Below are 26,796 nucleotides of genomic sequence, written 5' to 3' on the forward strand. Positions count from 1 at the left end.
AATAAAAAAGGAAACCAAAATGAAACTCGCAGAAGCCCTACTCATCCGTAGCGATATGCAAAAAAAGCTGGCACAACTTAAAGGACGCATTCGCAGCAATGTCAAAGTCCAAGAAGGCGACACGCCAAACGAAGACCCGAACCAGTTGCTTATTGATGCCAGCCAAGTCATCACTGAGCTAACGGCATTGATTGAGCGCATCCACCGTACCAATGCGATTGCCAAGACGGACAACGGTCAAGCGATGATGGCGCTGCTCGTTGAGCGCGATACCTTAGAGATGCGGCACAAACTACTCATCGATACCATCAGCGCCACCGAAATCGAGGTCGATCGCTACAGTGCGCGTGAGATTAAGTGGCAAATATTGATATCGGTCGCCAGCCTACAAAAACAGGCCGATGACATCGCGGTCAAGCTGCGCAAACTCAACATTCTGATTCAGGCGAGCAACTGGCAGATTGACCTTGTTGGTTAATACACCCTTTTTTACTGTCATGCTATCTGTCTGCGCGATGTAGGCAGCTAGACCACCTTGGAACCGACTGGGCGAGTATCAGACCCCGCACTCCACAGCAGGGGGTTGAAAACATACTGTCGTGGCTGCTACGCGTTGCGGGCAAACGCTTTTTTACACCTAATGCCCCGTATACGTCACTTGGCACACTGTACCCTGTAGACCTTACCACCAGATGCTGACAGTCGGTTTCACTTTTATTATCCAAACGTATTGATAAAAATTATCGTGTCATCAGGCACAGATATGCAGTAAATGATGGCAAATAACGCTTAATAGACTTATTATAGTCGACTCTTAACCCTTTTGAGGAACACCCCTACTCTATGAAATTAATGCAATCTCGATTTTACACCCCGCGCAAGCTGTTAAGTATAGAAGGCCACGGCGCTGAAGTAAAAATCATCGATGATGATTATTTTTATCCCAGTCAAGACCAACCCTTTGAATCACTACTAGACAATATCTTGTCAGGCATTTATCTGTCCAATAGTGAGCTGGTGATTAGCGAGCATCACTTGCAGGACTTTGAGCGCTGCACCGACTTTTACTCAGTCAGCTACAATAAAAATACCAATCAGAGCTACGCCTCTGAGCTGTGCTATTTTCACCCGACCCTAGAGATTTTTGTACTCGCAGACACTAACCTTTCCGATGAATACGACAAACATATTATGGAAGATGGCTTGCTACGCGTGAGCAATGTTTACTACGAATCAAGCAACACAGACGCTCCTGAAAACATTAAAAAGCTGTTTGAAACCTATTTGCAAAAATATCAATCAAGCGAAGCCAAAGTGTCTATTTTGCTCAAAGATTCTGAAGGATTGGTGCTAAAAACGCACAGTATCAAGCCGCGCTCGATTGATCTGACGCTGATGTATAACGACGACTTTATACCCGTGCATCAGCACGTCAAAGACAAGCTGACCAATGACAGTAAAGGCGTGCTGCTGCTACACGGCGTTGCAGGCTCAGGAAAAACCAACTATATCAAATGGCTGACCTCGCAAGTGCCAAATAAGCAGTTTGTGTTTATCCCAACCAATATGATCAGCGCGCTGACCGACCCTGGATTTATGTCGCTGCTGATTGACAATAAAAATTCTGTCTTGGTGCTTGAGGATTGTGAAAACTACATTGCTGAGCGCACCGTCGATGACATCAATACCGACGTGGTATCGTCTATTTTGAATATCGCGGATGGGATGCTATCAGATATTTTGGAGTGTCAATTTATTTGTACCTTTAATTCAGACCTCTCCAAAGTAGACAGCGCGCTCACGCGTAAAGGTCGCTTGATTGCGGAGTATAAGTTTGCGCCGTTAGAGACGGATAAGGCCAACGCTTATCTGCGCTCGATTGGTAACCACAAGCAAGTAGCGACCCCAACGACACTTGCTGAGCTGACCAATATTGATGAAGACAGTCACAAAGCGCCTGTCAAAGAAACCAAGATTGGCTTTATTTGATCCACCCGTAACGCCCAAAACCATTGTAGAGATAAGACAAGCGAATGCTAAACGCAAAAAATCAAACCCTAAAAATCGACGGCAGCACAGGTGAAGGCGGCGGACAAATCATCCGCAGCGCCCTTACCTTGTCGATGCTGACAGGCATACCGATTGAAATCATAAATATCCGCGCAGGACGCGCGAAGTCTGGGCTGATGCGTCAGCATTTGATGTGTGTGCAAGCGTCACAGCAGATATCAAATGCTAAGGTCACGGGTGCGCACTTGGGCAGTATGGCGTTTAACTTTACGCCAAGCATCGTGCAAGCGGGCGATTATACCTTTGATATCGGTTCCGCAGGCAGTACCAGTCTGGTGCTACAAACGCTACTGCCTGCCCTACTGTTTGCCAATGCAGATACGAGCAATGCAAATACGAGCCAGCAGTCAACCTTGACCATCACGGGCGGCACACACAATCCGTTAGCACCGACGACGGATTTTTTGCAGCAGGCGTTTGTGCCGCTACTGGGCAAACTGGGCATGCAGGTGGATATTGAGTGTTTGCAAGTAGGCTTTGCCCCTGTCGGTGGCGGATCGGTTCGCGCGATTATCACGCCCTTTTTACGCCGTGCGGATACTAAACCCTTAGAGTTGTCGAGGCGCGGACAGCTGAGCGGTATTGCGCTGACTGCCAGCATACTCAACCTAGAATACGCTATTTGCCGGCGCGAGCTTGCCAGCGCGACAGCAGCGCTGGTTGAAGCAGGTATCGATGAAGCGCTCATCACCACCCATGGCAAGCGCTTGCGCGGTATCGGTGAAGGTAACGTCTGCCATGCCACCGTTACTCATCAATTAGCTACCCATCAACTGGCTGATAGCACCGAGACGCATCAAGAAATATTTACGGTACTGGGTGAAAAGCGGATGTCAGCTGAGAAAGTCGGCAAGCGTCTGGCAGGGCAGATCAAGCGCTATCTGTATGACAGTACGGCCTTGGTTGATGAATACTTGACCGATCAGCTGCTCTTGCCTTTGGCGCTGGCAGGCGGCGGCGGCTTCACGGCACGAATGATTAGCAAGCATAGCAAGACCCAAGCGTGGCTGATTGCGCAGTTTTTGCCCGTCACGATTGATTTTGAGACCCTTACAGACAATCATGTACTGGTCAAAGTACAATGCTGACCCTTAAGCACGTACGATATAGCAGCACAATATAAGAGCGACATAGATACCACCTGAATCTACGATTGCTTGATATCAATCGCGCGCTTGCTCGCGTCACAGCCCCCACCAAGCGTTAGCAAGCCGTTACGTAATTTGCCCATGACTCATGATATGATGGCTGGCCTATAGACGCGGTGAGTTGATTGCATTGCCAATCTTGAGATTGGCAATGTCATTATTGTCATCTCCATAAGGGCATGATTGCCGCGCTGTCACCTTTATTAGTCTTTTTATTGTTGAGCGCTGCTATGCCCGAATCTCGTACCAACCTAAACCCTGAACCCAAAAAACCACTGCCTTATATAGTCGGCTTACTGCTACGCTACAGCACCTTTGGCGCAGCCATTTGTCTGTTGTTAGCAGGTTTGTTGCTGTTAAACTGGTGGCTGATCCTCATCGGTGGGTCTGGTGTGGCGCTGGGTATCTACGATTTGATTCAGACCAAACACTCTGTACTCAATAATTATCCAATAGCCGGACATATTCGCTATGTCCTTGAGGATTTTCGTCCTGAGATTCGCCAGTACTTGCTCGAAGATGACAAAGAGCAAGTGCCCTTTTCACGCCAGCAGCGCGCATTGGTCTATCAGCGTGCCAAAAACGTCAGCGACACCAATGCATTTGGTACATTGGACGATTTGTACAAACAAGGCTCTGAATGGTTTTTACAATCGGCAGCCAGCGCGCCGCTTAAAAACAAAGACTTTCGTATCACAGTCGGCGGTGCTCGCTGTCAGCAGCCGCATGACATGTCAGTGTTTAACATCTCAGCGATGAGCTTTGGCAGTTTGTCAGCAAACGCCATTATGGCGCTCAATCAAGGTGCCAAGATTGGCGGTTTTACCCACGATACTGGCGAAGGTGCCATTAGCCCCTATCACCGCAAGTTTGGTGGTGATTTGACGTGGGAGTTGGGTACAGGTTATTTCGGTTGCCGCAATGCAGAGGGCAACTTTGATGCCCAGTCTTTTGCCGAAAAAGCAGTCGATCCACAAGTCAAAATGATCGAAATCAAACTGTCACAAGGGGCGAAACCCGGTAAAGGCGGCGTACTACCGTCAAGCAAAATCACCCAAGAAATCTCTGATACGCGTCAAGTACCGCTGGGACAAGATTGTATCTCGCCTGCCTCACATACCGCGTTTAGCACCCCGCGTGAGCTGGTTGCCTTTTGGCAGCAGCTGCGCGAGTTGTCAGGTGGCAAGCCTGTCGGCTTTAAGCTGTGTATCGGTCAGCCGTGGCAATTTATGGCGATTGTCAAAGCCATGATTGAGATGGACAACTATCCCGATTTTATCGTGGTTGATGGCGCAGAAGGCGGTACAGGTGCCGCGCCCGTGGAGTTTATGGACAGCGTGGGCATGCCGCTTATTGATGGCTTTTTGTTGGTGCACAACACCTTGGTGGGTGCAGGTATCCGCGACAAGATCAAAGTGGGCGTTAGTGGCAAAATCGTCTCTGGCTTTGATATCGCGCGGATGCTGGCATTGGGCGCCGATTGGTGCAACTCAGCGCGCGGGTTTATGTTTGCGGTGGGTTGTATTCAGTCACGTTCATGCCATACCAATACTTGCCCGACGGGGGTTGCCACTCAAGACCCTTATCGTCAAAAAGCGCTCGATGTGCCTAGCAAAGCAGAACGCGTGGCCAGCTTCCACAAAAACACCCTTAAATCACTGGCCAGTATCGTGGGTGCGGTGGGTCTCACGCACCCAAGTGAGCTAAAGCCTTATCACATCGCCCGCCGTATCAATGACGGGCAGATCAAGCTGTTGTCTAAGTTCTTTTACTTTACCGATAAAGGCGCACTGCTCGATCACAGCGCCCGTTCTGATGTCTTTAACCAAATGTGGGTGATGGCCGATGCCGACAGTTTCCTTGCAGACAATGACGCGCTGATTGCTTATAATCATGACTCACGCGACAAAGGCAATAGCAGCCACATACCATCTATGCAACTGCCCTAGACGCATACCACTGCCAGCCGCATGGGGCTGCGCACCGCCACAATACTATAGAAGACCTATCATCTATGTACCGCCCGATACGCCCCTTATTATTGCTGACTGTCAGTACAGCGCTGAGTATATTACTCAGCGCCTGTCAATCTCATACCAATGAGCAGATAGAGGACAGCACTGCTGATTACTGTCATCAGTACAAAAACCCCTTTGCTCATAGCGTCTGCCGCATTGACAGCAGCACTTTAGATGCAGAGGGTCATGATTTGCAGCTGTTTTGGCAACAAAACGACCGTCCGCGCCCACTGCTCACGTTTGATGCGTTGACGAGTAGTTTGCCCGCTTCGACTCAGCTGACCTTTGCTACCAATGCGGGAATGTACGATCAAGACTACGCCCCTATTGGCTATACGGTTATCAATGGTCAAGAGATTAAATCGTTAAACCTGAACCAAGGTGGCGGCAACTTCCATCTACTGCCCAACGGTGCATTGTGGTGGGACAAAGCAGGCAACATGCACATCACCGAGAGTCAAGCGCTCTCAAAGCTACTGGCATCAGGCGAGGCGCAGCCCTACTTCGCTACCCAGTCGGGGCCGATGCTGGTGATTGATGGCGAGATTCACCCCAAATTTAACCCAGACAGTACCTCCAAAAAAATCCGCAACGGCGTTGGCGTGTGCGATGATGGCAGTCTCCAGCTGGTCATCAGTGACGTGCCTGTGACGTTTTATGCCTTTGCCTCACTGTTTAAAGATGATTTGCAGTGCCCCAATGCGCTGTTTTTGGATGGCGGCATCGCGTCTGCCATGTACGCGCCCGATATCCAGCGCCATGATAAAAAACAGATGGGCGTGATGATTGGTGTGGTTCATAACCTGTCCGAAGACCAATGATGCCGACGCGCTTTTGAATACCTTTACGCAAATGTTGACGAGCGATAGCACCTGGCTAAAAAACTCAATCATAACAGGCAGCGCACGACGGTAATTTTTGCTACAATACGCGCAATTTTGATTTTACCTGACACCATTTATTGAGAGATTACTATGGGTTTTAACTGCGGCATCGTCGGCCTACCAAACGTGGGCAAATCCACTTTATTTAACGCCTTGACCAAAGCGGGTATTGCCGCTGAAAACTTCCCATTTTGTACCAAAGATCCCAATACTGGTATCGTGCCTGTACCAGACCCACGTCTAAAAAAGCTGGCTGATATCGTCATCCCTGAGCGTGTATTGCCCACCACGATGGAGTTTGTGGACATTGCAGGTCTGGTCGCAGGCGCGTCACAAGGTGAAGGTATGGGTAACCAGTTCCTCGCCAACATTCGCGAGACTGATGCCATTGCACACGTGGTACGCTGCTTTGATGATGACAACGTGATACATGTTGATGGCCGTGTCAGCCCGATTGACGATATCGAAACCATCAACACCGAATTGGCGTTAGCAGATTTGGAAGCGGTTGAGCGCGCGGTCTTTAACTTGACCAAAAAAGCCAAAGGCGGTGACAAAGACGCGAGCGCCATGCTGGATGTGTTCAAAAAAATTGAGCCACTATTAGCAGAAGGCAAAGCGGCACGTGCAGCCAGCCTAGATGCTGATGAGAAAAAACTGATCAGAAGCTATGGCCTAATTACCCTCAAGCCAACCATGTATATTGCCAATGTTGCCGAAGATGGTTTTGAAAATAATCCGTATCTTGACGCTGTGCGTGACTATGCCACTGGCGAAGAGTCTATCGTCATTGCACTATGCAACCAGATCGAGGCAGAAATCGCCCAGCTGGATGAAGAAGACAAAAAAGACTTCTTGGCAGAGATGGACATGGAAGAGGCTGGACTTGATCAAGTGATTCGCGGCGGTTATGATTTGCTTGATATGCAAACCTATTTCACCGCTGGGGTAAAAGAAGTGCGTGCATGGACAGTAGCCGTTGGTGCAACAGCGCCGCAAGCCGCTGGCGTGATTCATACTGACTTTGAGCGCGGCTTTATTCGTGCCGAAGTGATCGCTTATGATGACTTTATTGAATACAACGGTGAGAAAGGCGCTGCCGCCGCTGGCAAATCACGCCTAGAAGGCAAGACCTATATCGTGCAAGATGGCGACGTGATGCACTTTAGATTTAATGTTTAAATCATAAAATGCCAATGGCGCTCGTATAGCATGTAGACGAGTGTCATGGTAAAAACCAATATGGCCTTGCTATATTGGTTTTTTTTAAATCTTTTATGTTATATTATAACATACCTATTATAGCCACGCTCTTGGCTATTTTTACTCACTCTACTTGTTTTTATAAAGGCATTGTTCATGATAGCGTTCACCCGTACCCAGTCCACCACCGCCCTACTGTGTTTGTCCTTTCTGTTTGCGGGCGCTGGCTGCCAGCAGCAAGCAGACACTCAAGCGCCTACAGATACTGCCGCTGATACTGAGATAACAGATGAGGATCAGGCAGCAGGTGAACATAGCGAGCATGAGGCACATGACGACCACGATCACGCGGGTCATGACGATCATGATGACCATGATCATGCAGAACACAACCACGATGATCACGACGGGCACGATCATGCTGGGCATGACCACGCCGATATGACGGCATACAACTGCCAGCCTGATCAGCTGATCGAAGCGCATTATGAAACCGATGATACTGCCACTGCCCAAGAGGCTCATTTGCTCATTGATGGCATTGAATATGACTTAACGGCCATGGCAGCCCCTGCCGCGAACAGCGCCACCATTTATGAAACCGATATTGGCCTGAATAACGATGCTGGTATGCGCTGGCAGCTGAGCGCAGATGGACAGACTGCCACTCTGAGTAGCAAAACCTTAAATGATAGCATCCCGCAAGCGCAAGAAGCGGTCTTATTTGAATGTCAGCAAGCCGCAAGCTAAGGCGTGTCCCTATTTTAAAAATGGTGATAAACGTTTGAATTAGGGATACGCGCTAGTCTCAATCAATGAGCTGTCCTCATAAGCCATATTTTTGTATCAAGCCACAGTCCGCTACTGTGGCTTTTTTTATGGTCAATCACTGGCACTCGCTGCTTCAACAACGACCAAAAGAAACACGGTTTTTAGGTCATGACAACAGATGAACCTGCCGCACTATTTTGCTATGCTAAAGCACGCATTAAAGATCCGCAGGCGTCAGAATGGACTCGCCGATAACCATAATAAAATAATCACACGCACGGGAATAACCATAATAATGACAAACCCTATTTTGCCTCAATCTACCCACTCCACTCCTTTATACTCTGCCACCACCCATTGGTCACACTTGCTGAGCGCCCAGCGCCTTGGCTCAAACAAGCAGCCCAAAGTTGGATCAACCGCACGCTCACATTTTCACAAAGACTATGATCGACTGGTATTTTCGCACTCCTTTCGTCAGCTGAATCAAAAAACGCAAGTGCATCCCCTGAGCAACCAATTGGGCATTCATACCCGCCTCACCCACTCACTTGAGGTGTCTTGTATTGGGCGCTCACTGGGCATGATGGCGGCCGAAAAACTGCAAGACAAATTATCAGGCGGCCTGCCAGCTGGCGTCTCCCCTACTGATGTGGGCGTCATCATCCAAGCCGCCTGTCTGGCACATGACATCGGTAACCCGCCTTTTGGGCATGCTGGCGAATACGCGATTCGTGATTGGTTTATGCATCCTGAGCGCCGTGCAGTGCTGCAAAAACTCAGCACCAACGAGCAGCTTGACGTGCTCGCTTATGAGGGCAACGCGCAAGGCTTTCGGCTGTTGGTGCGCAACGAACACCATCCCGATATTGGCGGCATGCGCCTCACCTGCGCGACCCTTGGTGCTTTTATGAAGTATCCATGGCTCGCACGCCATGCCAACCCTGTACAGCAATATGATGATAAAAATGGGCTCTTATCAGCCACAGCCGTCAAAAAGTTTGGCTGTTTTAATAGTGAGGCTGAGCAGCTTGAGAGGCTGGCATCCGTACTGCAGTTGCCGCGCTCGCCTGAGCATGACGGTTTTGCCCGCCACCCACTGGCCTATTTGTTGGAAGCCGCTGACGACATTTGCTATGCGCTGATTGATTTAGAAGACGGCATTAACCTAAACATGCTCAGTTATCAAGAAGTCGCCGCCATTCTCTATGACCTGATCGGCGAGCGTCCTGACAGCATCGAGCTGCCTGCGCGCGTATCCATCAGACAGCAGCTGGCAGGTCTGCGCGCTCGTGCCATGATGCGTTTGGTCAATACTGTCACTGATGCCTTTGTTGATAATGCCGATGCACTGTTAGCAGGTCGCTTGACGGGTAGCCTATTCGCGCACTGTGATCCAACGGTACAAGAGAGCATCAGCCACGCCAAACAACTGGCGCATGACAAAATATTCAATCACCCAAGTAAGGTGCGTATGGAGCTGATGGCCAATCAGTGCTTACAACGTCTGCTTGATGCCTTTATGCCGCTCGCATGGTCGCCGCCTAGTGCCGCCAGACCTTTTGAGCAGCAGCGTTTGCTGATTTTATTGCAGCCACATCTTGATGAACACAGGCGCGTGCTCTCGGATGATATTTATCATAATATCTTAACCATTTTGGACTTTATCACGGGTATGAACGATCATGAAGCGTACCGCTTGGCACAAGAGCTACAAGGGCATTGGAATACGGTGGTCTAAATTACCGATAATCAGTCACTATATATGCTGATCATACCGCAATCGCTTTAGACACTCCCAAACACACACCGCGAATAAACCCTGAGTCTACCGTGGACAAATATGCGCTTTTTATTCGTATTTTTATAATGAAATGAGTATGATGAATACTTATGAGTAAATATGAGTGAACGTGATAACACTATGAGCAGCCGCGAACAAAAAAAACTTCAAACCCGTCACGCATTTTTTAGTGCCGTACTGGATCTGTGTATGGCAGGCCAATCATTCAGCTCCATCAGCTTACGCCAAATCACTCGCGAGGTGGGCGTCGTGCCAACCGCATTTTATCGTCATTTTGATGATATGGAATCGTTGGGTCAGGCGCTGGTCATTGAAGAGCTGGGCGGTACGATGGCTATCTTACAAGAGCAGCTGCAAATCGGCCGCAAACGCAGCTTTGATCGCCAAATCGCCAAAAGCATTCAGCTGTTTTTGTATACCGTCAGCGCCCAGCCGCGCTATTGGCAATTTTTGATCAGTGAGCGCTTTGGCGGCTCTGAGGCGGTGCGTAAGTCGATCAGTGCGCTGATCAAACGCAATGGTAAGGTTTTGGGGGAGGATTTGGCATTGCAGCCAGCTTTTGCGCATATCAACGCCTATGATCGGCGCTTGCTGGCTGAGGCTGGGGTCAATCTGTTTTTTTCGTGGATTATTGACTGGTTGGAGCTGACCTATTCTGAAGCGCATGATGATGAGATTGACTTGGATGAGATTGAGCAAAAAAAGCAGATCATGCTGCACAATTGTACCCGTCAGGCGCAGATGCTGTTTTATGGCGCGTATAATTGGAAGTCGAGCGAAGAAACTAAACTCAGTGATTGATCGCTTCTGACTGGTTCTGGCTTGGCGTCATTCATTGCTATTTGATAACCAAACGTCTGGTCGGACGAGCTTAAAAAACAGGACGAAACGCCCATAAGCGCTGTGAGACAACGGTCACTTCTTTGGTATTTTGCTCATTATTATCACCAGCAGTCGGCTGGCTGGTAGTGGCAGGATTGGTTTTGACAACTGTATTGCTCAGCAGTACGGTAGCAAACCGCTGCTTTGCGCTGTCCATATCGCTACTGTCAGTAGCGGTGATCAGCGCGCTGAAGGCTTGGCTATCAACGGACAATAGCGGCGTAATGCTCTGGCGCTGTTCTTGACTCACCGTGCTGAGCATTGGCAGCTGCCAGATCTCATCGACGCTGGTGATGACGCGCTGCTGGCGCATATCCGTCACAGGTTGTAGCTGCGCCGCCGTTACACCATCAAAAAACGCGGCCAACAGCTCAGGGCTTGCCGTATTGACATTGACAGGCAAATAATATGGCACGGCGGTCAGATAAGGTTGTAAGCGCGCCAGCACATCAGCATCAATACCGCGTACATCCTGCAATTGATCGATATCGGTCATGGGCTGGTTGGGCAGCGTTTTGGTGTCACCACTATTTTGCTGCGTATAAACCGTGCCTTCATCACCACCATCTTTATAGGTCTCAGTATCTGCATCTTGCCAATCAAGCACTGCCACTGCAATGTCAGTATCGACATCCAGCTGAGTCAAGAGTCGTTCAAACACTGCCAGCGCCGCCTCATCGACCTTACCATCGTGGTATAAATTATTGACATTAAATCGGCTGCCTTCATCGCGCAGCTCAACCCCAATGCTGTGTGTACCCAGTGTATACGGCGGCAGTGGCTGTGCCCAAATGTCTTGTGGACTGTCGGTATCGTTGAGTTTGTTGTCGGCGCGAATCACGGTAACGGCAAGCTGCTGCCCAGCAAGAATGTCTTGTGACAATTGATCTTGCTCAAATAACAAACCACTGCGGCGAATGACGATCTTTTGACTGGCCAGCATCGCCCCTGCCACTACCGTAATACTGACCACCAATAATAAAATGGTCAATAGTGCCACGCCGCGTTCCGAGTTTGCTGGTATCGTCATCACTATGCCCTATTGGCTTTATTGATCTGCAGCGCTATGTGCATCACTGTTTGTATTTCAGTACCATCGTTAATTATCGTCGTCGCCATCTTCGTCGTCACCGTTGTCCGCCCCGTCACTACCAGCACTATTACTGTCATTGATCGGTGGTGTTTTCATGCTCAGCGCCCATTGCCATGTGATGGGGGTATCTTGATAAGTAAAGCTGAGGGCAACCCCTTTGGGTAACAATGCCGTCTGCGGCTGGGTAGTTGCTGTGCTGTTATTTGGCACGGCGGCTGGGCTGCTGGTGTCATTTGCTTCACTTGGAAAGGTATCACTTGCCTCTGGCAGATACGCCTGCCAGCGCCCGTCTGTCACACCCTCCAACACCACGCTGTCTAGGCTGATGTCTTCGCCCGTGCCTTGTAATTGCAAGTATTGGCGGCGAATCAAACGCTCACCAGCGACGACATAGGCCACGCGCTGAATACTGGGACTACTTTGATAGCGCGGATCAGGATCGGCAAAGCGTACAAAGCTGAGCTGCTCACCGCTCAGTTGCATAAACGGTTGCGCCTCAGATACAGGCGCATTGGTAGGTGCGTTGCCTTCGGGACTTGGAGCACTGTCCGTATTGGCATCGCCATTTGCTTGCAACATTGGTGCTTGATAGGCGAGGATTTGTCCCATATCTTGCTGCAATTGCAAATACGCATACTGCAAATCAGCCAGCTGATCGGCATGATATTGTGCTCGCTCGCGGGCGCGGTTCACCCCATCGAACACCTGCCAGCCTGCAAGGGCAAGCATGGCAAATATCGCCATCGCAACCATCATTTCAAGCAAGGTAAAGCCGCGCTCATGCTTCATTGCTGGCTCCCACTGCCGCCAAGCGCGCTCAAGTCCAAGTTACCCACATCTTGTTTGTCATTACTGAGCAAAATATCGATATCGGTCACGGCAGTACGCGCTTCACCATCGACGACTGGCGCAACGCTGATATTGACCTGTTTAAGTGCCGGCGAGATGCTGTTATTGACCGTCATGGCGACTTGCCAATCACGGCCTTGCGCGCTGACCATTTGCGTTTGATTGGCACTGAGCCACGTGTCTTGAATACGCAAGTCAGCAGCCGCATTTTGTGCCACAAAGTGCGCCAAAGTGCGCGTGCGCAAAATATCAACCGAGCGCAGATAGGCACTACTGGCGCGGCTGGCAGCCACTGCCACCACCGCTAAGATAGCAAGTGCCACCATCACCTCAATCAAGGTAAAGCCACTTTCACGGCGCGGCTGACGAGTAGATACGACTTTGACATGATGCGGCGGGTATGTTTTTTTGATTGCCATTAGTTTGCCTTAGTGCCCAGTACCATACTGCCATCAGGCATAATGGTGATGACCTCCCCAACCAGCCGCGATTGATGCCGTACCTCAATAGTGACAGGGGCTGCTTGTCCCGTACCAAACCACAGCACTTGGGGAACGGCTTGACCAGTAAACCACGGCTGCAGCTCGCGATCAGGTGAGGCCATAGCGCCGCTGACGGTACTGCTGCCACTGGCCTCTAAGCTTTGAATGCTGATTTGCACCTCAGGCGGTAGCGCTGGTAGTGTGACTTCTGATTCAATATCCCAACTCGGCGTCGGTGCTGCCGCCTCACTACTGCCCAAACCAGATAAGTCAGCCGACAGTTCCATGGCACTTTTTGGGGTTCCATCTTGGCTCGGCGCTGGGGTTTGATAACGGATATAAGGATTGGATAAGGTGACGATAACGGGTGTGATCTGACCCTGTTTGTCCGCTTGTAAGCTCATGCCCATCGGCTGCATACGTTCAGCGGACAATAGCCGCACATAACTGAGTGAGTCGGTTAAATGCTCATAAAATGCTAAGTTTTTACGTGATTCACTACTGCCAACCGACAGACTGATCATGCCCGCAAAAATAGACAAGATCACCACCACCACGATCATCTCGACCAAAGTAAAGCCACTTTGTGCTTGAGTTGTCACCCTACTCATGCGGACATCACTAGCATCAACAGCCGCCGTTGGTTTGACAGCTGCTGGTAAGGCGTTTTTTGGTGTGTGACTGGAGATTGTCATGGTATTTGTGGCCAATTCAGACATCTGGTCAGCTGGAGGCATAAGCGTGTGAATCGTAGCTGACATGGCAGGCCTTTGACAAACGTACAGAGGGCGTAAGTTAATCAATACGTGGTATTGCGATGCGCTTCAGACTCAGTATCGATCTGCTCGACCAGCTCATGCATGTCTTCATCATGCACCTCTTCATCAGGGGCATAGGTCGGATAATGACTGGGCAGCTCTAGCATTTGCATGATAAAAGCGTAGCGCAAGGTATCACGGCGACCCAAATAACGCTGATAAAAGCTGGAGTTTAATAACCCTGCTCCGCCTTGACCCATCGCCCAAATGGAGGACAAATAATCACGGCTGCTTAGGCTGCTGCGCTCATCTTTTAGATAGGCGCTAACAATATCAATCAAACGCTTCATACGCTGACGACGAATGTCATAAAGCTCACCAAACAAACGGTTTAGACCGGTAGCTGAAGCCGCCAGACGTTCTTCGATTTGATTGAGCAGCATGGCTTTTTGCGGATTGAGCAACTGCTGAAAAATCATACGCGCCACACCAGCAGAGGGGCCATCGTCAATACGATTGATATCAAACAGCTGCTCTTCATAGCGGATGATAATACGCAGGTACAGCTCATCTTTGCTTGAGAAATGTTTATATAACGTCCCTTTTGCCAAATCCAGTTGGTCTGCCAAACTGTCTAGCGTGATATCTCCATCACCCGACTCTAATAACAACTGCTCCGCCATGGCTAAGATGTTTTCTTCTCGCACTTTAAACTGATGTTGACGACTCATAATCTCTCCTAGAAGCTAACCGTCTGCGCGCCTATTGACCGCAGCGCGGCTTGGTATACGTATTTTTGATATTATTTTTGGGAAAAGTAGGGCACTGGCTCCTTGCCACGAGGGCGCCTTATACTACAGCAAGGAATAACGCCAGCACATGACTGGCTAGTCATAGCATAACGATTTTAAGAATATTGCGCCAGCAGATTCTCAAAGTTTTTTGTCGTCAATTGTCCCACATCTTCGGCACTGGTGCCGTACAACTCACCAAGGCAGCTGGCAACATAAGGTACAAATGCTGGCTCGTTTGACTTACCACGCTTGGGCACGGGCGCGAGATAAGGACTGTCTGTTTCAATCAATAAACGATCTTTGGGTACTTTTTGCGCCGCATCACGTAGGCTTTGGGCATTCTTAAAACTGACAATACCTGAAAAAGAGATATAAAAGCCCAAATCAAGCGCACGTTTTGCCGTTTCCCAATCCTCGGTAAAGCAGTGAATGATACCGTGCTCTGCCCCTTCAGCTTTTAAAATATCAATAGTGTCGTGCTTGGCTTCACGGGTATGGACAACCAGCGGTTTTTTAAGCGTTTGGCTGGCGTGAATATGGCGCGCCAAACTCGCCTGCTGCTCACGCTTATTATCGATCGACCAGTGATAATCAAGGCCCGTCTCACCGATTGCCCAAACGTGATCGGCGCTCGCGGTCTCAAGCAGTCGCTCTGTGGTTGCTGACTGCAATACAGCAATATCCTCACATGGATGGATGCCCACACTCATCCCCAAGTGCAAGCTATCATCATTATAAGTGCTGACCATATTGGCAATTTCATCATATTCGGCAAAATCGCACATAATGGCCATTGCGCGAGTGACGTTGGCTGCTTTCATCGCATCAATCACGCCTGACAACTCGCCATCATGACGGGTCAAATCCAAACGGTTTAAGTGACAGTGACTATCGGTAAACATACATACTCTCTTTTTTTAACATCATATTCAATCTAACGGTACGATACGCATGACCTCTTCAATCGTGGTCACGCCCTCGCTGATACGTTTGGCGCCTGATAGACGCAGCGGTTGCACCCCTTCACGGTAGGCCTGCTGCTTGATGATGTCCAACTTAGCATCAGCGGCGACCAGTTTTTTAAGCTCGTTGGATAATGGCATGATCTCATAGAGACCTAAGCGCCCTTGATATCCCGTATGACGACAATGCTCGCAGCCAATGGCGGTATATACTTGCGCAGGTAAAGCCGCGCGCCACGGCTGCACCAACTCTTGCCACTGAATGGCAATCTCGCTCTCTGGGGTCACCGTCACCGCCTGCTTACAGTGCGGACACAGCGTCCGTAACAAGCGCTGCGCCATCACGCCTAATATGGTCGCTGAACTCAAAAATGGCTGCACGCCCAAATCATGCAGACGTGTCAGCGAGCTTGGGGCATCATTGGTGTGCAAGGTCGACAGTACCAAGTGACCAGTGAGTGATGCTTGCACTGCCATGTTGGCGGTTTCAGCATCGCGAATCTCACCCACCATAATGATATCAGGATCTTGGCGCATCAATGAGCGGATACCATCGGCAAAATGTAACCCGATACTTGAATTGACCTGCATCTGATTAAACGTCGGTTCAATCATCTCAATGGGGTCTTCAATAGTACAGACATTGACCTGCTCGGTCGCCAACTGCTTCAGCGTGCTATACAGTGTGGTCGTTTTACCCGAACCTGTGGGGCCTGTGACCAAAATAATGCCATTGGGATGCGCGGTCAGCTCATGCCACGTTGCCAACTGCTTGCCCGACAATCCCAACTGGGCAAAAGACCGCACCAATACCGCAGGGTCAAAAACACGCATCACCAGCTTTTCACCAAACGCAGTTGGCAAGGTTGAGAGACGCAGCTCGGTTTCCATGCCGTTTGGCATACGGGTCTTTAGGCGGCCATCTTGGGGTTTGCGTTTTTCGGCGACATTGAGCCTGCCTAAGATTTTGATACGGGCGGTGACCGCGACCATAATCGCCACTGGCATCTCATAAACGGTATGCAATACGCCATCAATACGAAACCGTACTTTACCAGTCTCGCGGCGTGGCTCTAGATGAATATCACTGGCACGCTGCTCAAAGGCATATTGCAACAGCCAATCCACCACTTTGACGATATGCTGGTCGTTGGCGTCAGGATTGGTATTATCGCCTAATTGCAATAAGGCTTCGACATTGGTCACATCAGCGGCGGCGGTTTTGTGCAAGGTATTGGCGCTGGCAATCGCCTGCGTGACCTGATAAAACTCTTGTCGATAGCGATTGATCTGATCGGGGCTCAGATAAACCGTGCGGTATGAGCGCGGAGCGATAATTTTTTCAATATTGTGCTGCCAATCACGATAAAATGGCTGATCGGTACCGATAACCACCTCGGCTTCATGCACCTCAACTGGCAGTATGTGCTGCGTGCGTGCGTATTCAAACGACATCAACTGGGTGATGGCAGGCACATCCGTCTTTAGCGGGTCAATGCGTACCATTGGCATGCCTGCCTTGGCCGCCAGCCATTGATTGAGCCAAGCGAGCGTCAGTTTTTTGTCAGGGTCATGACCATTTGATAAGCCAAAATCGCCGATGGTCACCAGTGGGTGCTGGCCTTTTTCGCGGCGACTGGTTATGACCAAATTGTAGCCGCGCTGGTCGATCACTCGATCGGCCAACAGCTCATCTAAGCACCAACGCAAATCAATAATCAAGGAAAAATCGGGAGCGGCCATAGTCTCTCTTCTATTATGTGGGTACAACGCTGAATTCGTCACTCATACTAACGCGTCATTGCCAGCACCGAAAGTCCCAAAACAAATCATTAACCCAAGCGTGCTATCACGCTATGGATTCAATGGCGGTAATGTGTAGTACACCCTGCTCTGCTTGGCAAAACGTCACATCAACACCTTTATAGCGCATGACAAAAGGTATGTTACGCTGGGCGCGACGATACGCTGGACGCGGATCTTGAGCGACTAAAGCGCTAATAAGCTTGGCATCTTCAGGTTGCAATTGATGCTGCATGCGAGCCAGCAACGCAGTAACACTACTGGCTTGACCAGACTGGCCATTTTTTTGCTGACTCTTTGCCACAATATGGGCAAACTGCTCACGCGCCTGCAGCTGCATCTCTACCGTTTGCGCCGCTGGTGCGTCAGGGGCAAAGCCGCTAACGGCGGCCATCTGTGCATCACTATACGCCACATAAGGCTTAATATCGATGATTGGCGTGCCATCGATCATATCCGCCCCGCTGATAACCAGCAGCGCCCGACCTTGTAGCACCTCTACTCGCTCAAGTTTGACCACAGACAGCCCCAGCTGCGAGGGGCGATACATACTGCGACTGGCAAACACGCCAATTTTTTGATTGCCGCCCAGTCGTGGCGGTCGTACCTGCGCCCGAAAGTCAGACGTCTCTATATTGTCCTTTTTAATATGGTTGTGATGAAACTGCCAACTGAGCCAAATATGGCTAAACGCCTCCAAGCCCGCAAATGCCGCTGGCGTATCATAAGGCGTGACCATTTCAATCACACTGGTCAAGGGCACCAAGTTGGGCTGACGCGGTGCGCCAAATTTTTGTGATAACGGCGCACGGTGGTGGCCGATGATTGGTGCAACATGACACAACATAACCCAACTTCCTCAACACTCAAACCAATATCTGTCATACCAACCCGTCAGTATGCAAGATTTTTCGCTAACGATATTCCATTTTATCATGCTACAAGCATCTTGCTTGGCGGATTTTTATTTTAAAGTTTGTTATGATGATCGGGAATATATATTGAGAATGGCTTACATCCGCCATCCGCGCCGCCAGCGTCTCACATCGACACGCCACCACGCCCGCAGCGATGTAAGCACCACCCAGCAATTTTGGTCATTGACGCAAGCAGCAGGCCCTATGCCGCAGCGCTGCTGGTCATACATATTGTTATTTCACCCCAATTGATATCATCACGAGTAATTAACGAGGACTTTATGTCAAAACTTCGCACCGAAACGGTCACAGAGGTTCATCACTGGAATGACGCGCTATTTAGTATCAAGACCACTCGCGATGATGGCTTGCGCTTTCGTAACGGCGAGTTTGCGATGATCGGTATCGTCGTTGATGGTCGACCACTACTGCGCGCCTACTCGATTGCCAGCCCCAACTACGAAGAGCATTTAGAATTTTTCTCCATCAAAGTACAAGACGGCCCACTCACCTCGCGCTTGCAGCATATCAAAGTTGGCGACGAGCTGTTGGTCAGCAAAAAACCCACAGGCACCTTGGTACTGGACGACCTACTACCGGGTAAGCATTTGTACATGCTCTCCACAGGCACTGGCCTTGCCCCATTCTTGGCACTTGCTCGCGACCCTGAAGTGTATGAGCGCTTTGACAAAATTATTTTGGTACACGGTGTACGCCATACCAAAGACCTTGCCTACCGTGATATGTTCGAAAACGAACTGCCTAATGATGAAATTTTTGGCGAATGGTTCCGTGAGAAATTTATTTATTATCCAACCGTGACCCGTGAAGATTTCAAAAACCAAGGTCGTATCACAGACTTAATGCGCTCAGGCAAATTCTTTGAAGACATCGGCCTACCGCCTATCAACAAAGAAGACGACCGCGTTATGATCTGCGGTAGCATGCCGTTTAACGCTGATGTATCAGAATTGCTAGACGGCTATGGCCTCACAGTATCACCACGTATGGGAGTTCAAGCCGACTATGTGGTTGAGCGTGCGTTTGTCGGTTAAGCACGTCTAGTTGAGCCCAATCAAAAAAAGAGGATTATTTTTAAAATAAGACTTGACGGCTCAAAAAATCTTGCTATAATACGCATCCTATACAGACAGCCTGTAGCCAGATTCGATAGTCATTATACTTTGATATAATCATTATCAACTCACATGCCAGTGTGATGGAATTGGTAGACATGACGGATTCAAAATCCGTTGCCTAATAAGCGTGTCGGTTCGAGTCCGACCACTGGTACCAATTGAAAGTCTCACGTTGTCTCAACGTGTCTAAGAAGCCCAAACGTTATAAGCGTTTGGGCTTTTTTTATGTCTCATGTTGTCTCAGCGTGTCTATAGCAATCTCAGTTTATTAACAGTAAACTTGGCAGTAATTACCCCTTTTACTGTTTTATAACTGGATTTTTACTGTTATGGCCAAAACAACAAGACCGCTCACCAATACCGAGGTCGCGAAATCCAAGCCCAAAGATAAACCGTATCGACTGTATGACGGCGGCGGCTTGGTGCTTAATATCGCAGCATCTGGTACCAAAACATGGTATTACCAGTACACAAGGCCATACAGCAAAGTGTCTGATATGTACCGACTCGGACGCTACCCCGCTATATCACTTGCTGACGCACGCAAACGCCGCGCTGAGTGTGACGAGCTGATAGCACGCCATATTGACCCTAAAGCGCAATCTAAGGCAGACGCGGACGCTGAGCGCAATCGGATGCGAGCGGACTTTAAATCCGTATTTGATGAGTGGTTACCTACCAAAGATTACAGCGCTGGCACCACCGCCAAAATGCAAAGCTATATTAACGAGATTTTGGCGACCATAGGCAACAAGCCAGTGGCTGACATTACCACTGCTGACTGTTTGACAGTGCTGCGACCAGTCGAGCAAGCGGGGCACTTTACCAAGCTGCAAAAGATGCGGACGATGATCAGCCAAGTGATGGCCTATGCAATCGCCACAGGACGCACAGACAGCAATCCAGCAATCCACCTACGCGGCGTGTTTAAGAGTGGAGAGACGCGGCATAACCCTGCGATACTTGATGAGGCGCGGCTTGCTGAGCTGGTCCAGTGCATTTATGGCTACCAAGGCCACTTTATCACCCGCAAGGCGCTATATTTTGCCCTACTGGTTTTTGCACGCCCTGGGGAGGTGCGACACCTCAAATGGTCTGACGTGGATCTGGACAAAGGGCTGTGGACGTACACACCATCAAAAACCACCAAATCAACCAAGGTTAAGATGGTCACACCTCTACCGACTCAGGCCGTCGAGATACTGCAGCAGATGCGAGAGTACAAAAACAGCGAGCTGGCATTTCCATCTGTTACGACCACAGCAAGGCCGCTGTCTGAAAACACGCTTAACCAAGCATTACGGCGCATGGGGTTTGACAGCAGTGAGCAGACCAGTCAGGGGTTTAGAGCAATCGGCCGCACACTACTTGAGGAGCGCTTTAAGTACGACTATCGATATATTGAGATGCAGCTGGGCCATCAAGTACGCGATCCCAACGGACGTGCATACAACCGCGTGCAATGGATTGACGAGCGCCGCGAAATGCTTCAGGCGTGGGCCGATTATCTGGATGGGTTAAAGAGTGGGGTTTAAAAATGCAGCTCGACAATACAGATTATAAAATCATCATAGATGCACTCTACAGTCTCGCAGTAAGTGACAGCGCCGACTTGTCAGATGACGTATCAGCGCTTGATAATGCTGAGCTTGAGCAACGATTGCTGCAGCTACGTGAGCATTTTAGTGGGTTGGAGCGTAAGTCTAGTTTTGATGATTAAGACAAAAACAAATCTCGCTCGGCTGCGCGGCGACTGATCAAACCGTTTAGTTTTTGGCCGTTATCATAAATCCAGCGCCCGAATTGGGCGGCCGCGTCTTGGTAGCGCCCTTGGTTTAGTCGTTTTAATAGTGTTGACGTGCTTACCTGCGTTGCCCCTAAATTGTAGATAAACGAGCATAGTGCATCAAACTGCCCTTGCGTCAGTGGCACTTTTACCAAATCGTCAATAACTGGGTATGTCATGCGCGCTAAATCATCTTGCAATAGCTGCTCTGCTTGCTGATGCGTGATAGTCAGACCCTGATAAACACGCATACCACCTGCGGCTGACGTATGACCATAGCCAATAGTCCAAACACCACCAGTGTCTTGATAAGCGTTTAAGCGTAAGCCTTCGCGCTCCTTGATCAACTCAAGGCCAGCAGCTGATATTTTACGACCTGCAGTAATAGGCCAGCCATTTACTTTTGATAGTAGCTGCTGTGTCTCAACTGGACTAAACCGCTCAAGCAGCTCATCAATAGCATCAACCTGATCTTGTATCAAATAGCCTTTTGCCTGATGCTTACGGGCCCAAATAAAAACATCGTCCTTTTGTAGTGTATCACTCATAGTGTGTGTCATCTTTTCAAACTCCAAAAAAAGCCCTCAAAGCGAGGGCGGGTTATTTGTTATCCTGTCGGGTGCTCGTAGCTGTCGCCGTAAATTGCTATTAGTAGCCCAGCGATAAGCACTGTGGCGGCTATTACATTGTGATCAGTAAGTCCTATAAGGGCTGCTACACTAACAACAACCAAGCCGCGATAAGTGTGACAGCAATTGCTATTAAAAAACCGGTCTGGTATAAAATTGAGCAAGATTGCAGTGATTAAGATCATTACCCATATCATGACTTACCTCCCATGCCTAATTTGCTTTTAACAATCTTTGGCACAAGCTGGATCAGATGGGGTGAGACAAACGCGACACCGCCCACCCAAAGAGGCATCAATACGCTAAGCGTCTTATCGCTATTTAGTACCCACAAAAATGCCGCAAATCCACCCGACAGGCATATTAAAAATCGCAGCCAAGGGTTAATTTCAGTTGTTTTTAGATCATCAGGCGTTGGATATAACGTCCCGATAACAGCGCCAACCACCCAAAAAGCAAGACACGCGCCAAGTATTAAGCTAAAGCTGTGCGTGTGGGCCAGTTGCTCTAAACTGTTGTTTACGACCGCTGGCGGCAAATCCATTGCATTCGCTTCATGAGCGTGCGTTTTTTGCGCGCTTGCTAAAAACGGGTAGCCAAAGACCATGGATAGCCGCCATAAGACCCCCCATATGATTTTTTGCATCATCAATCCTCAAAATTTAAACAATAAAAAACCCCAATTAAGGGGTTGGTTTAATTAACGTCTTTTAATATCTTGCTAGCAGCCTGACCTAGTACAAACAGCCCTTGCGGTGGCGTAGGGTGGCAGTAATCATTTGCCCAAACTGTCGCTGATCGCTTAACAACAATAGAGGCTCCGTTTGTGGGCGCGTCGTTATCAAAAATGAGCTTAAATGGCTGAGTTATGTTGCTTGTGTTAGACAGTGTTGGGCTGGTTATTCCAGCAGCCCATGATTTAGACAGACCGCCAACTACCCTAAACTCTTTATGCTCAACGCCATCTACAAAAACTTTGGGATCAGCAAATACATAGCCGCCGCCAGCGAGTGTATATGTCGTGTCACCCGTGCTGGTTATGGTCTGGTGTGCTGCTACTGGTTGTGAGTATTGATAACCGTAAGTCGCAGCGTAGTAATCAACAAACCCCACGTTTTTTTGTCTCGCTAACTTCTGCCCTAGCTCGCGGTAACCGAATAGCTTGCGCAAATAAAAATGAGGGATGCCTGCGGTCGCTATATTGACCTTGCAATCTGGAATGTCGTTGCTCAAAGTATCGATGAGCGTGGTCACGTTAGCGACCCAGTTGGGCGCGTTGTAGATTGTAACAAACTCAGAAAGCATATCGTTTAGCGTTGCCGCTTGCTTAAAGTGTTCTGCTGATATCGAGCGGTTAAGCGTAATCTTTTTTGCTGCGTTGTCGTACGCTTTAATTGTACGGACTGCGACGCGCTCATGATTGCCACCATAGTCGCCAATAGCAATTGTATCGCCCACAGCAATATTGGTATCGACTACACTTGGCGATAGCGTGACCGTATTGCGGTCAATAGCGACAATCGGTATGCGCACATCGTTAATGGTTTTATCTTCGGTCGTGCCTGATATCGCGGTAAACCAGTTGGCTGATCCTGACGCTAGGATTTCAGACGACGAGACTCCAGTGCGCACTACATGCGCCTTAAACACGCCTGTCGTAGCATCATCATTAGTGCAAGACTCAATCAATACGATATCGGGATTAAACCCAATAACGTAGTCGATGGTGTTTAGTTTTATCGCATCGCTTATTAACTCGCTCGCGTCCCAGCCGCCGATGCCTGCATTTTGGATGTGGTGCATACGATTTGTAGCAAAGTTTAAAATCACGTATGGGGTACCGCCAGTCGCGCTCGAATGCAATGACTTGATTTTTAATTTAAAAGTACGAGTTTTTTGCTCTGCAAACCGCCAAGTCTTAACACTTCGCTCGTCCGATTCTCTGAAACCAAAACCACTCGATAGCGCGCTCGGTTGAGTGGGGTCGTAGGACGTAGCACCATCCCCGTATGGGCTCTCCAATGCTGTATCATAACCTGCGCCAACCCTGTCGATAGTGCCTTTCAAATGGCGGATGTTCTCACCATATTTATAATCCACAGTAATAGTCCCTGTGGGCGCGGTCTTAAACCACAGAGCATGTACAACCTTATTTGCAGCGCTGTCGTAGCGTCTTATTACCATGTAATCATCGGCGGCTGGTATCGCTGCACCTGATATTCGCGTGTTGACGCTACCTGTCTGCGCAGCACCCGCAACAGTAACATTATGGCCATAAGTAAAGGCGTCATCCAGGTTAAACTTGATAACACTACCATCGCCATTAAATGTTTGAGACTTATCGACACTTGGATTGGTAGCGGTGTTAAATGTATCGTAGAGCGAGCCATCAACATATAACTCAACAATGCTTGCTCCCGTATTTTCACGCTCTAGACCCAGCGACAAACTTAATTCATCGCCATCTAGTAAAAACGATACCTCTTTGTTAGTACCACTAATTATTTTTGCAGACCCTTGGTAAAAATCACTACCTGTCAGTGAGGGTTCGCTCGGAGCGATGGCATTGGCGTGTAGCGTCGTCGCGTGCTGGTTACGCAATATCTTTTCGAGTTCTCCTACGTAGCTACCCTCACCGAGATAGCCTTGACCCCATGTGATAGATGACCCTGCAACGCTAACTTTATATGGCTTACTAGGGATTGTTAACGCCGTAGCACCGCTTGCACCACCCTGTTGTTGTAGTACAGAAATATCCAAAGCATTTTTTTGAGACAAGAGCTTTGATTGAGCAAAGTTTTTAGTGTTAGGGTTTATATAGACAGGAAATACGCCAGACAAAGGTAGTCCTTGCGGCACTTCGTCCCAGTCAATCGTTATGTTTAGCGATATACCACTATTTTGCCATTCAGGGATATTTAGGTTTTCCAAACCCTTTTTAGTGACTGAATTTGGTGAGTCATAGCGACTAACAATTGTTCCATCCCCGTTAAGGACAATAACTCTAGTCGCGAAATTTGTGTCATTTTTGCCGATAGTGGAAAATCTTAATACAGTAGAGCTATCAGCTCCGATAACATCAATACCTCTTATAGCATTTGCGGCTTTCTTTTGGATATCTGTTAATGCTAAAAACTGAACAACATAACTCACATCTAACCATGTCGGCGCTTGTAATCTATTGAGCTTGCTTAGATCTGCTATAGACAGAGTGTTGCTCTCAGTGCTTGCTTTTACTGCAAAATAGTCTTTGTACTTTGTGTTATCAATAAACAAGTCTAGATTGTTGCTAATGCTGTTGTTTGTTATTTCATCCCAGTCAATAACAACAGATGCAGCAATACTGCCCGTGCTGACAGCGCCTGACAAAGCATACTCGATAATACCTGACACAACAGTGTCCTCTGGTATTATAACTGACGAAACAACGCCATCATCATCGCTAACAACAACACGACTGCCTAAGCCAGCGGCATTTTTAAAAACCGAGTTGATTTTGTATTTCTTACCATTAACAGGGTTTAACACTGCAATTTTCTTGACAGCCCGAGCGACAAGATAGCGGAGGTTTGTTTCGTTCAGACTTTCTATGGAGATCTTGGATTCAGTGGTCAACCAGTCGCCAAACGACGACAGCAGGGCGGCTTGTAATCTAGATATCCTAACAGGGTCATAATCAGTCTTAACCCAAACGCCAGCCATCTTTTTATAGTCGCCATTATTTGACGATGTGGAATCGCTAGATACACTCGCAAAACTACCATCAGGTAGCCCACTTGCCTCCATAATTGCTTTGGTATCAAACGCATTGATAACTTTGCTTAGTATCACTGCTTGAGGATCGTAATCTGACTTGGCAAACACCGTGCCGTTGTAAGTGTATGTGCCATTTTTGGCGGGATCTGGATCGTTACTTACGTCAATGCTAGTGTGAGCGGGGATGTTGGCCTTATCTGCGACCATCAGCGCCTCGGTTTCGTAGGCTTTTTTGCCACCGCCGATACTGTTGATTTGGTTTTGCAGTGCTACATCTTTGACTTGCAGGTCAGACACATCGCCAGCAGTCTTTTCCTCAAGTTCAGCAATAGACTGATTCGCGTTTCCTGCCACATTATTTACAGCCGCTTGCAGCTCTTGTTCGGCATTAACAGCTCGTTGTGTTTCTGCCGCAAGAACGGCGCCAAAGTCATCAAGACGGCTCATATTTGGCAGATACAACACCTCCACGCCGTGAGCATCTAACACTTTAACGCTGTAGCTTGTCGCTGTGCCATAAATGCCAATCGTATTGCCATTCGCGTATAAAAAACCGTTTTTAGTCGCCACAGGTTGTACTGCTGCAATAGTAAGCAGCTCATCATAAAAAACATCAACTGGATGTGATTCAGGGTCTTTGCCTGCCTCACCAAAATACACCTGACCGCCATCAAGAGGGCGACCTGCGCCATCGGTCATATATAGGTTTGGCTGCACAGGTAGCGGGGTGCGTAAGGCCATGTGTCAATCTCCAAAATTTGGGCAAAAAAAAGCCGCCAATTAAGGCGGCGGTTGTTTGGGGCTTGTTACTTCTCTAAATTTTCTTTAATTCTGCCATCAAAAAGCTCCCAAGGGTTCAATCTTGCAAATATAAGATATTGCAAAATAACTAGCGGCACACCAAAAAACAATCCAAACCCAAAGAAATAGACAAACGTATGCTCTACTACGATCGTCAAGACAATACTCATTCCCAGAAGCGCCCACAATACTTGCAACAACCTGATCAAAAACATTCTAAAGTTTTCCATGATGCTATCCTGTTTGC

The 26,796-nt window shown here is 48.7% G+C and carries 24 protein-coding genes and 1 tRNA gene; 13 read left to right on the plus strand and 12 right to left on the minus strand.

All coding sequences use genetic code 11. From position 1 onward, the window contains the following. Nucleotides 1–19 precede the first annotated feature (19 nt). The 9 genes from ACFI32_RS07725 (at nt 20) to ACFI32_RS07765 (ending at nt 10,699) form a co-directional block, all read left to right on the plus strand. Complete coding sequence (locus ACFI32_RS07725; RefSeq protein ID WP_462625948.1) at nt 20–478, plus strand: DIP1984 family protein; 459 nt, start codon at nt 20–22, stop codon at nt 476–478. Between the two features lie 365 nt (nt 479–843). Next, nucleotides 844–1,989: an AAA family ATPase gene (locus tag ACFI32_RS07730; protein WP_462625949.1), complete on the plus strand. Its 1,146-nt coding sequence runs from the start codon at nt 844–846 to the stop codon at nt 1,987–1,989. A 44-nt stretch (nt 1,990–2,033) separates the two neighbouring features. Then, nucleotides 2,034–3,158 carry an RNA 3'-terminal phosphate cyclase gene (gene rtcA, locus ACFI32_RS07735; RefSeq protein ID WP_462625950.1) on the plus strand — a complete coding sequence of 375 codons (1,125 nt, stop codon included), beginning with the start codon at nt 2,034–2,036 and terminating at the stop codon, nt 3,156–3,158. A gap of 290 nt (nt 3,159–3,448) precedes the next feature. Further along, complete coding sequence (locus ACFI32_RS07740) at nt 3,449–5,167, plus strand: FMN-binding glutamate synthase family protein (RefSeq protein WP_462625951.1); 1,719 nt, start codon at nt 3,449–3,451, stop codon at nt 5,165–5,167. 65 nt (nt 5,168–5,232) lie between these two features. Next, a complete protein-coding gene (locus ACFI32_RS07745) occupies nt 5,233–6,057 on the plus strand; it encodes a phosphodiester glycosidase family protein (protein WP_462625952.1) in 825 nt (274 codons plus the stop codon). Nucleotides 6,058–6,210: 153 nt separating this feature from the next. Further along, nucleotides 6,211–7,302: a redox-regulated ATPase YchF gene (ychF, locus tag ACFI32_RS07750; protein ID WP_462625953.1), complete on the plus strand. Its 1,092-nt coding sequence runs from the start codon at nt 6,211–6,213 to the stop codon at nt 7,300–7,302. A 177-nt stretch (nt 7,303–7,479) separates the two neighbouring features. Further along, complete coding sequence (locus tag ACFI32_RS07755; RefSeq protein ID WP_462625954.1) at nt 7,480–8,073, plus strand: hypothetical protein; 594 nt, start codon at nt 7,480–7,482, stop codon at nt 8,071–8,073. A gap of 316 nt (nt 8,074–8,389) precedes the next feature. Further along, nucleotides 8,390–9,835 carry a deoxyguanosinetriphosphate triphosphohydrolase gene (locus tag ACFI32_RS07760; RefSeq protein WP_462625955.1) on the plus strand — a complete coding sequence of 482 codons (1,446 nt, stop codon included), beginning with the start codon at nt 8,390–8,392 and terminating at the stop codon, nt 9,833–9,835. Between the two features lie 183 nt (nt 9,836–10,018). After that, a complete protein-coding gene (locus ACFI32_RS07765; RefSeq protein WP_462626071.1) occupies nt 10,019–10,699 on the plus strand; it encodes a TetR family transcriptional regulator in 681 nt (226 codons plus the stop codon). A gap of 70 nt (nt 10,700–10,769) precedes the next feature. Here ACFI32_RS07765 and gspK read toward each other — a convergent pair whose 3' ends face one another. The 8 genes from gspK to tsaA all read right to left on the minus strand — a co-directional run bounded on the left by gspK (nt 10,770) and on the right by tsaA (nt 18,368). After that, entirely contained in the window at nt 10,770–11,810 is a 1,041-nt protein-coding gene (gspK, locus tag ACFI32_RS07770) for a type II secretion system minor pseudopilin GspK (RefSeq protein WP_462625956.1), read from the minus strand. A gap of 69 nt (nt 11,811–11,879) precedes the next feature. Next, nucleotides 11,880–12,662: a type II secretion system minor pseudopilin GspJ gene (gene gspJ, locus ACFI32_RS07775; protein ID WP_462625957.1), complete on the minus strand. Its 783-nt coding sequence runs from the start codon at nt 12,660–12,662 to the stop codon at nt 11,880–11,882. Then, a complete protein-coding gene (gene gspI / locus ACFI32_RS07780) occupies nt 12,659–13,141 on the minus strand; it encodes a type II secretion system minor pseudopilin GspI (RefSeq protein WP_462625958.1) in 483 nt (160 codons plus the stop codon). Before gspI ends, gspJ begins: the two co-directional genes overlap by 4 nt. Beyond that, entirely contained in the window at nt 13,141–13,965 is an 825-nt protein-coding gene (locus ACFI32_RS07785; protein WP_462625959.1) for a type II secretion system protein, read from the minus strand. Before ACFI32_RS07785 ends, gspI begins: the two co-directional genes overlap by 1 nt. Before the next feature lie 38 nt (nt 13,966–14,003). Beyond that, a complete protein-coding gene (locus ACFI32_RS07790; protein WP_462625960.1) occupies nt 14,004–14,693 on the minus strand; it encodes a TetR/AcrR family transcriptional regulator in 690 nt (229 codons plus the stop codon). Between the two features lie 176 nt (nt 14,694–14,869). Beyond that, nucleotides 14,870–15,658, minus strand: a complete 789-nt coding sequence (locus ACFI32_RS07795) for a TatD family hydrolase (protein WP_462625961.1) — start codon at nt 15,656–15,658, stop codon at nt 14,870–14,872. 27 nt (nt 15,659–15,685) lie between these two features. Next, nucleotides 15,686–17,461 carry a type IV pilus assembly ATPase TfpB gene (gene tfpB, locus ACFI32_RS07800; RefSeq protein WP_462625962.1) on the minus strand — a complete coding sequence of 592 codons (1,776 nt, stop codon included), beginning with the start codon at nt 17,459–17,461 and terminating at the stop codon, nt 15,686–15,688. Between the two features lie 106 nt (nt 17,462–17,567). Then, on the minus strand, nt 17,568–18,368 hold the full coding sequence (tsaA, locus tag ACFI32_RS07805; protein WP_462625963.1) for a tRNA (N6-threonylcarbamoyladenosine(37)-N6)-methyltransferase TrmO: 801 nt from the start codon (nt 18,366–18,368) through the stop codon (nt 17,568–17,570). 351 nt (nt 18,369–18,719) lie between these two features. Between tsaA and ACFI32_RS07810 the strand changes: the two genes are divergently transcribed. The 4 genes from ACFI32_RS07810 to ACFI32_RS07825 all read left to right on the plus strand — a co-directional run bounded on the left by ACFI32_RS07810 (nt 18,720) and on the right by ACFI32_RS07825 (nt 21,297). Next, a complete protein-coding gene (locus ACFI32_RS07810; RefSeq protein ID WP_462625964.1) occupies nt 18,720–19,493 on the plus strand; it encodes a ferredoxin--NADP reductase in 774 nt (257 codons plus the stop codon). Between the two features lie 155 nt (nt 19,494–19,648). Further along, nucleotides 19,649–19,734: transfer RNA gene (locus ACFI32_RS07815), tRNA-Leu, on the plus strand. Between the two features lie 172 nt (nt 19,735–19,906). Further along, the gene (locus ACFI32_RS07820; protein ID WP_462625965.1) at nt 19,907–21,112 is read left to right on the plus strand and encodes a tyrosine-type recombinase/integrase; all 1,206 of its coding nucleotides are present in this window, start codon (nt 19,907–19,909) and stop codon (nt 21,110–21,112) included. 2 nt (nt 21,113–21,114) lie between these two features. Further along, entirely contained in the window at nt 21,115–21,297 is a 183-nt protein-coding gene (locus ACFI32_RS07825; RefSeq protein WP_462625966.1) for a hypothetical protein, read from the plus strand. On the opposite strand, the gene ACFI32_RS07830 is transcribed toward ACFI32_RS07825, so the two are convergent. The 4 genes from ACFI32_RS07830 to ACFI32_RS07845 all read right to left on the minus strand — a co-directional run bounded on the left by ACFI32_RS07830 (nt 21,294) and on the right by ACFI32_RS07845 (nt 26,779). Beyond that, entirely contained in the window at nt 21,294–21,911 is a 618-nt protein-coding gene (locus ACFI32_RS07830) for a lysozyme (protein WP_462625967.1), read from the minus strand. The genes ACFI32_RS07825 and ACFI32_RS07830 overlap by 4 nt on opposite strands. 274 nt (nt 21,912–22,185) lie before the next feature. Next, nucleotides 22,186–22,638, minus strand: coding sequence for a hypothetical protein (locus ACFI32_RS07835; RefSeq protein WP_462625968.1), 453 nt, complete (start codon nt 22,636–22,638; stop codon nt 22,186–22,188). 50 nt (nt 22,639–22,688) lie between these two features. Beyond that, the gene (locus tag ACFI32_RS07840) at nt 22,689–26,447 is read right to left on the minus strand and encodes a hypothetical protein (RefSeq protein WP_462625969.1); all 3,759 of its coding nucleotides are present in this window, start codon (nt 26,445–26,447) and stop codon (nt 22,689–22,691) included. 107 nt (nt 26,448–26,554) lie between these two features. Further along, nucleotides 26,555–26,779: a hypothetical protein gene (locus tag ACFI32_RS07845; protein ID WP_462625970.1), complete on the minus strand. Its 225-nt coding sequence runs from the start codon at nt 26,777–26,779 to the stop codon at nt 26,555–26,557. Nucleotides 26,780–26,796 lie beyond the last annotated feature (17 nt).

It is taken from the genome of Psychrobacter sp. PSi21 (assembly GCF_054960615.1).